9 protein-coding genes are annotated in these 6,800 nt (G+C 72.5%); 7 read left to right on the top strand and 2 right to left on the bottom strand.

All coding sequences use genetic code 11. The features are described from left to right. Positions 1 to 266: 266 nt before the first annotated feature. Both ACVMLK_RS19060 and ACVMLK_RS19055 read left to right on the top strand, forming a co-directional pair. Entirely contained in the window at positions 267 to 680 is a 414-nt protein-coding gene (locus ACVMLK_RS19060) for an SRPBCC family protein (RefSeq protein ID WP_422925929.1), read from the top strand. Positions 681 to 1,092: 412 nt separating this feature from the next. Next, entirely contained in the window at positions 1,093 to 1,515 is a 423-nt protein-coding gene (locus tag ACVMLK_RS19055) for a hypothetical protein (RefSeq protein WP_457487299.1), read from the top strand. Positions 1,516 to 1,546: 31 nt separating this feature from the next. Here ACVMLK_RS19055 and ACVMLK_RS19050 read toward each other — a convergent pair whose 3' ends face one another. Then, on the bottom strand, positions 1,547 to 2,497 hold the full coding sequence (locus ACVMLK_RS19050; RefSeq protein ID WP_422926071.1) for a replication initiator protein A: 951 nt from the start codon (positions 2,495 to 2,497) through the stop codon (positions 1,547 to 1,549). A gap of 716 nt (positions 2,498 to 3,213) precedes the next feature. Between ACVMLK_RS19050 and ACVMLK_RS19045 the strand changes: the two genes are divergently transcribed. Further along, positions 3,214 to 3,459: a hypothetical protein gene (locus ACVMLK_RS19045; protein ID WP_422926069.1), complete on the top strand. Its 246-nt coding sequence runs from the start codon at positions 3,214 to 3,216 to the stop codon at positions 3,457 to 3,459. 64 nt (positions 3,460 to 3,523) lie between these two features. Further along, positions 3,524 to 3,748: a DUF4170 domain-containing protein gene (locus tag ACVMLK_RS19040; protein ID WP_422926067.1), complete on the top strand. Its 225-nt coding sequence runs from the start codon at positions 3,524 to 3,526 to the stop codon at positions 3,746 to 3,748. Positions 3,749 to 3,832: 84 nt separating this feature from the next. Here ACVMLK_RS19040 and ACVMLK_RS19035 read toward each other — a convergent pair whose 3' ends face one another. Continuing rightward, complete coding sequence (locus tag ACVMLK_RS19035; RefSeq protein ID WP_457487298.1) at positions 3,833 to 4,009, bottom strand: hypothetical protein; 177 nt, start codon at positions 4,007 to 4,009, stop codon at positions 3,833 to 3,835. Between the two features lie 195 nt (positions 4,010 to 4,204). Here ACVMLK_RS19035 and ACVMLK_RS19030 point away from each other — a divergent pair, with 195 nt between their 5' ends. The 3 genes from ACVMLK_RS19030 to ACVMLK_RS19020 all read left to right on the top strand — a co-directional run. Continuing rightward, the gene (locus tag ACVMLK_RS19030; RefSeq protein ID WP_457487297.1) at positions 4,205 to 4,864 is read left to right on the top strand and encodes a hypothetical protein; all 660 of its coding nucleotides are present in this window, start codon (positions 4,205 to 4,207) and stop codon (positions 4,862 to 4,864) included. A gap of 153 nt (positions 4,865 to 5,017) precedes the next feature. Continuing rightward, entirely contained in the window at positions 5,018 to 6,043 is a 1,026-nt protein-coding gene (locus tag ACVMLK_RS19025; protein WP_457487296.1) for a ParA family protein, read from the top strand. Next, positions 6,040 to 6,800: ParB/RepB/Spo0J family partition protein (locus tag ACVMLK_RS19020; protein WP_457487295.1), on the top strand; the 761-nt coding region annotated here is incomplete at its 3' end. The genes ACVMLK_RS19025 and ACVMLK_RS19020, both read left to right, overlap by 4 nt.

Genomic DNA, 6,800 nt, shown 5'->3' with positions numbered 1-6,800 from the left:
GCCCAGGCCCGGCGCCAGGCCCTGCCCGTGGCCCAGGGCCTGCTGGACGGCCCGTTCGACGGGCAGATCCTGTTCCGGGCCTGGCTGGCCGAGGCGGCGGCCCTGTCGCTCGGCTTCACCACGGCGCGCCCGGCCCTGCTGCTCGACGCCGCCTGAGGCGCGCCCCCTGAGGGGGCGCCAGGGGGCGCCAGGGGACGGCTGGGGGCGCCGGCCGGCAACCCCCCGCCGGGCGCGGCGTTGCCCGGCTGCAGGAAGGAAGCCGCGCCATGGAGCAGAAGATCAGCATCGCCCGCCCCGCCGCCGAGGTGTTTGCCTATCTCGCCGATCCGCGGCACCTGCGGCACTGGCTGCCGCAGCTCCGCCGCGAGGAGGGACCGCTGCCGCAGGACGGGCTGCGGGCGGATGCCGCGACCGGCCGCCTGCAATGGTCCTTCCCGCCGGCGGGCAGCTGGCACGTCACCGGCAGCGGCCCGATCGCCACGCTGCATCTGCGCCTCGAGGTCGAGACCGCGCCGGCGGCCGACCCGACCGAGCGGGAAAGCCCCCGGGCCGCGGCCGAGCATGGTCTGGAGGCGGCGCTGCAAAGCGTGAAGTCGCATCTCGAACAGGCCGATGGCGGCGATCCCGACCTGCGCATGCCGCCCGCCCCGGCGCGGGTCTTCGGCCGCGGCCAGGACTAGGGAGCCGCGCCGCCTGAAATGGGGCGACCGGCCGGCCCGGCCGGCAGCCTCGCGATAAGCGGACATTATCGGGGGTAATCGGACGCCGCGCCGCCTGACCAGGCCGGTTTCCTGCGTCATCCATGCCAGGACTCAGGCGGTCCTGCCGTGCCCGTCGGGAGTTCTTCCCCCCGGCTTTTTCTCTCCTTCACGAATTTCGCATAGCCTCGCCCTCCCGCCCCAGGCCGAGGCCGACGCAGAATGCCGCTTCTCCCTTCCCTCCCCGCGCCCCTCCTGCCCGCCGCGACCGGCGCCGCGCGGCCGCTTGGCCCGTGCTGGTGGCTGGCCGCGGCGCTGCTGCTGCTGGCCGCGGGCCAGAGCCTGTCCGGCATCCCGGCCGGCACGGCCTCCGGCGGCGTCCCGGCGGCGCGGGATGTCGCGCCGCTTCTGGCTCCCGCCCTGGTCTGGACGGCGGCGCTGCTGGCGCTGGCGGCCACCCCGCTGGCGGGGGGGCCGCCGCGGCCGGGCGCCCCCCCCCCCCCCCCCGGGGCTGGAGGCGGCGCTGCACCGCCTGGAGGCGGCCCTGCCCGCCGAGGCCCTGTCGCGCGTCGAGGCCTGCGCGGCGCAGCTCGGCACGGCGGCGCCCGCCCTGTCGCGCCTGCCGGAGGTCCTGGCCGCCCTGCTGGCGCAGCAGTCCGGCCTCGCCCGCGGCGAGGCGCGGCTGGGCGATGCCGCCCGCTACCTGACCGACACCACCGACCGCCTGGCCGGCGAGGCGGCGCTGCTGGAGAGCCAGGCGGTGCGGCTGCAGGCGATGATCAGCATCCTGGGCCGCGAGGGGCGGCTGTCCGGCTGAGGGTGGCCCGAGGGGCGGTTCCCGGGACGGTTCAGGGGACGGCCGCGGCCTCCGCCGCCGGCTCGGCCTCGTCCTCCTCGAGCAGCGGCATGGCCTCGACCGGCAGCAGCGCGGTGAGGTTGCCGGTCGGGTAGAAGGCGACCAGCCAGGACTTCAGCGGCGCCGTGCCGGAGGGGCGCGGAAAGCCCTTGTCGAGGGCGCGCCGGAGCCGCGGGTCGATCAGGGCGATGCCATAGCCCGGCAGGCTGCGCCGGTGCTGCGCATAGGCGGCCAGCTCCGCCTTGAAGCGGCGCAGGTCCTGCGTCGTGCCGACCCGGTTGCGCAGCTTCGCCAGGTTCATGCGGAAGCCCTCCGGCGGGCCGCTGCGGGCGATCTCGTAGAGCCGCTTGGCGACCGGCGGCAGTTCGAAATACTTCGGGCTGTAGGTCAGGAAGTGCTTGTCCTGCACGATGGCGCGGAACAGCCAGGCGCAGAGGGTCAGCTCCACCGCGCGCATCTGCTTGGCGCCCTCGCGGCCGCGGCGGTGATAGAGGATGCGGTACTCGTCGAGCCAGCCGAAGCCGCGATCCTCCCCCTCCCCGCCGGTCTCGATATTGGTGCGGATGAAGGTGGACTTCAGCCGCGCCAGGGATTCCTCCAGCCGCTCATAGGCCGAGCCGCCCGGCGTGCTGCCGGTGGTGACGAAGAAGTCGTGCGCGGTGAAGGTGATGCGCGGCGAGGGATTCTCGCCCCGGTTCAGCTTGTCGGCGATCAGCGAGGCCGAATAGACCAGCAGCTCCTTGTCCCAGATCGAGGCGACGCCGTGCTTGGTGCCGACCACCTCGATCCAGGTGGTGCCGTCATCGTAGCGCGGCAGCTCGGTCTCCTTCTCCCGCCGCAGCGAGAAGAAGTTGTAGACCATGGTGTTGCGGTCGCCCTTGACCTTCCCCACCAGCGGGCTGTCGGTGATCCCGGAGAAGTTGAAAGCCTGCTGCTCGTCCATCGGCCCCGCGTGTCCTGCGCCTCCCTTGTGCCCGTGGCGGCGGCCGGTTTCCAGCATCGCCATCCGGCCTGTCGGCGTGGCGACGAGTCTTTTTGACCTGGGGATTCGTCGTGACGCCGACATCCCTCCCGCCGGGCCCGGCTCGTACCAGGCTCGTGAGCGGGAGATTTTATCCACAGCCCCATTCGTCGTGACGCCGACAGGGCAAAAGCCACTCGTCGTGACGCCGACAAATCCTCGTCGTGACGCCGACGCAAGTTCGTCGTGACGCCGACGCAAGTTCGTCGTGACGCCGACGCAAGTTCGTCGTGACGCCGACGCAAAGGCCCCTCAACCCCATGATCCTGAAGGGGAATTCGGGGGGCATAACTGTATGACTCTAAGACTCTTATAACTTTGTAACACTTCTGGCGGGCCGCGACGGCGCGAAGCCGGGATGGCCATGGAACGGGGTTGTCGGGAACAGCACAACGGAAGGCCCGGCCGCCGCAGGCAGTGTCGGCGTAAAGACGAAAGCAGGCAGGGAGCAAGGATTCGAGATATCAACCAAAGGTTGATTTACTGAATCTTCTTTTCAGTTCTGAACCGGAGTTCTTGCGTGTTCTTGCGCCGCTTCATCCTCTCCGCCGCGGGCAAAGCGCGCGAGGAGCGACAAAAAAATTGCGGGGATTGTGCGAAAAATGATAGGAGAGACGCCGAGCCCGAGGGAGAACCCGATGCCGATCCACAAGCGACCAGGCCCGTTTCTGCTGCTGCTGCTCGGCAGCATCCTGCTGCTGGCCCCCGGCCATCACCTGGCTCCCTGGCTGCTGCCGGAGGAAGCCATGCTGGCCGGCCTGGCGATCCTCGCCCTAGGCATCGCCCTGCTTCAGGCCGACGGGTGGCTGTTTCATTCCAGAGGGGGATCGAGCCGCTCCGGCCCTGCCAAACGGATGAAAATCCGCATACGTTGCGCGCGTTAACCGGCGCGGCGGATTGGCCGCACACTCTCCGCCGGAACGGCCCGCCAGAATGGAAGGACCCAGCATGAACGATCCCCTGAGCAGCCACGAAATCTGGGTGGTCTGGGGCGGAATCTTCCGCGACACGAGCTTCACCGACCTCGAGGCCGGAACGGAGGAACTGCACGGTCCCTTCCACAGCCAGCAGGAGGCCGAGAAGGCCTGGCTGGAGCGCATGCGGCGGATGGTGGACATCGCCTCGCACCGCCTCTTCGTGCTGCGCGCCCTGCCGCCCTCCAGCGGCGGCTGAGGGCCTCCGGCCCGCCCGGGGCCCGCCCGGACCCCGCCTGGGGGCCCGACGGCCGCGGGCGTGGCCGACCCGGCGCGAGACCCGCTATTGCCGGAAGACGCGCGCCATGCAGTCGGCCCGCTGACCTGGCGACAGGCTGGCCGAGGCCTGGTGGCACAGGCTGGTCTCCGACGCGGCATTGCCGGACCGGCCGAACGTCAGCCCCGCTAGGGCGGCGGCCAACGACAGCAGCAACAGGATGACGAGACAAACCGGCCGCATCCGCAGCTCCCTTCAGGAACCAGGGGATAAAGAACCTGGAAACCTTTTAGGGATTTGTACATAAAAAGAGATTTTTTCAAGCCGCGAGGCACCGTCCGGCCTCGCTCGGGCGCCCTTCCGCGATAATCTCCGCGTGATCCATGCGGGAGTCCCGGGCATGTCGTGGAAAGTTCTGTCAGCGGCCGGAGCCGGGCCATGAGTGGTCTGCGCTATCCGAGCTTCGTGGCGCCCCATTTCGTGGAGATCGAGGGGCGGGGCGATCTGCCCGGCCCGGTGTGGCGCGCCTGCGCCTTCACCACCGCCACGGCCGAGGCGCCGGGGCTGGCCCGGCACCACCACCACTGCCTGCTGCGCGGCACGCAGGACGACTGGCAGGAAGGCGCGATCGCCTGGACGACCGAGACCCGGCCGCTCCTGCCGCAGGCCGGGGCGCCGGAGCGGATGGTCACCCAGGGCGAGGCGCCCGGCCTGCTGGCGGCGATCACCGCGGCGCTCGGCGCGGCGCAACGCCCGGCGCCGGACAGCACGACCCTTTGCCTGGCGCCCGCCTTCGTTGCCATGGCGCGGGAGCCGGGCCTGCCGGGGATCTGGGTCTGCTCCCAGCTCAGCGCGACCGGTCCGGTGACGGCGGAGCAGCCCTGGAGCGAGGTGCAGACCGCCTATATCCGCGAGCATCCGGGGCAGCCGCGCCCCTATTACTGCACACTGGAAAGCCTGCCCTTCGCCGCGGTCATGGCCCCGTCGGAGGCCGCGCCGCCACAGCCCCGGCTGGTGGCGCGCTGGACCTGCCAAGGGCTCGAGGCGGCGGTTGCCGAGTGCCAGCGGCGGATGTTCGCGCCGCGCCCGGTCTTCTGACGTCAGAAGGCCGCGTGGCCCCACTGACCTCATCAACGGTCAACCACTGCTGTTGACGTTGACGGTCATGCCCGGCCCTGCCACCCTGCCGGGGATACCGGCAAGCCCGGTTCTGACGTCAGAACCGGCGGCCGAGGGGGTCAGGGGGGCGGGATGCGGGGTGAGGATCTGCGCGGGCTGCGCCGGCAGCTGCGGCTCAGCCAGTCGGCGCTGAAGGACCGGCTGAACGCGTCGCTCGGGCGCAGCTACGACAAGCCCAAGGTCTCGCGCTGGGAGAACGGCCATGAGCCGGTTCCGCAGGAGGTGGCGGAGGCGCTGCGCGGCCTGGCGCACGGCCGGCCGCGCCATGCCCGCATCCTGGCCCTGGCCAATCAGAAGGGCGGGGTCGGCAAGACCACCTCGGCGCTGAACCTGGCCTGCGGGCTGGCGCGCGCGGGGGCGCGCGTCCTGCTCCTCGATCTCGACCCGCAGGCCACGGCCACCGTCGCCCTGCTCGCCGGCGACAGTGTCGAGGCCTATCGCCAGGGCCGCACCATGGCCCATGTCATCCTGCGCGACCTGCCGCTGGAACAGGCCATCCTGGGGCAGGAGGACGCGCTGCTGGCCGGCCGCGCCGGCTTCGATCTGGCGCCCAGCCATATCGATCTGGCGGAGACCGACGGGCGCCGCGAGCCGGGCTTCGACGTCGCCCTGCGCGAGAGCCTGGAGACGGTGCGCGACCGCTATGACGTCATCCTGCTCGACGCCCCGCCCAATCTCGGCATGCTGACGGTGATGGCGCTGGCGGCGGCCGAGGATGTCATCATCCCCGTCCGCACCGAGCCCTATGACAGCATGGGGGTCGGGCTGATCCTCACCACCATCGGCAAGGTGCAGCGGCGGCTCAATCCGGGCCTGCGCCTGGCCGGCATCCTGCCGACCCAGTACGGCGCGCGCAAATCGGTCGACCGCGAGGTGCTCGAGCAGCTGGTCGGCATCATGCGCGATCGCGCCCCGGTGCTGGAGCCGGTGCCGGCCAGCGCGGTCTTCGGCCATGCCGCGCGCAACGGCCGGATCGCGCTCGAGGCCTCGCCGGGCGCGGCGGCGCCCGCCGTCTATGGCCGGCGGGGGGCGGCGCTGATGGCCGGCGGGCCGCTGCCGCAGATGGCCTCGGTCCCGCCGCAGGAGGCGCTGGCATGACGCGGCCCGCCCCGCCGCGCCGCCGGCCCGCCTCGCCGGTGCTGGGGGCGGCGATGTCGGCCATCGGCGAGGCCTCGGCGGCCCTGGTGCCGCGGGACAGCCGCTTCCGGCACAGTTTCGAGGCGCCGCTGGAGCGGATCCGCCCGGACCCGGCGCAGCCGCGCCGGCATTTCGACCCCGAGGCCCTCGCCGCCCTCGCCGCCACCATGGCGGCGCAGGGGCAGCTGCAGCCGGTCCTGCTGCGCCGGGACCCGGAGCGGCCGGGCGGCTGGGTCCTGGTGGCGGGCGAGCGCCGCTGGCGGGCGGCGCGGCAGAATGGCTGGAGCAGCCTGCTGGCCATCGAGCATGAGGGGGATGCCGAGCTGGCGGCGCTGCTGGAGAATCTGCAGCGCGCCGACCTCGCGCCGGTGGAGGCGGCGCGCGGCGTGCAGCGCCTGCTGGCGCGCGAGGGCATGAGCCAGGCGGAGGCGGCGCGGCTGCTCGGGCAGAGCCCGGCCGAGATCAGCGCCACCCTGCGCCTGCTGACCCTGCCCGAGGCGTTCCTGGCGCGCATGGCGCGGCTGCCCCGTAACGTGCTGGTCGAGCTTGCGCGGCTCGAGGAGGGGCCGGTGCGGCAGCGGCTGATGCAGCTGGCCGAGCGGGGGGAACTGACGGTCCGGGCGATCCGGCAGGCCGCGCGCGGCGGGCCCGACGCACCCCGGCCAGAAGCCGCCGGCGCGCCCCGCACGCTGCTGCCGGCGGCGGCGGTGGAGCGCCT

The organism is Teichococcus aerofrigidensis (assembly GCF_054073225.1).
This window is presented reverse-complemented; position numbering and strand designations above follow the sequence as displayed.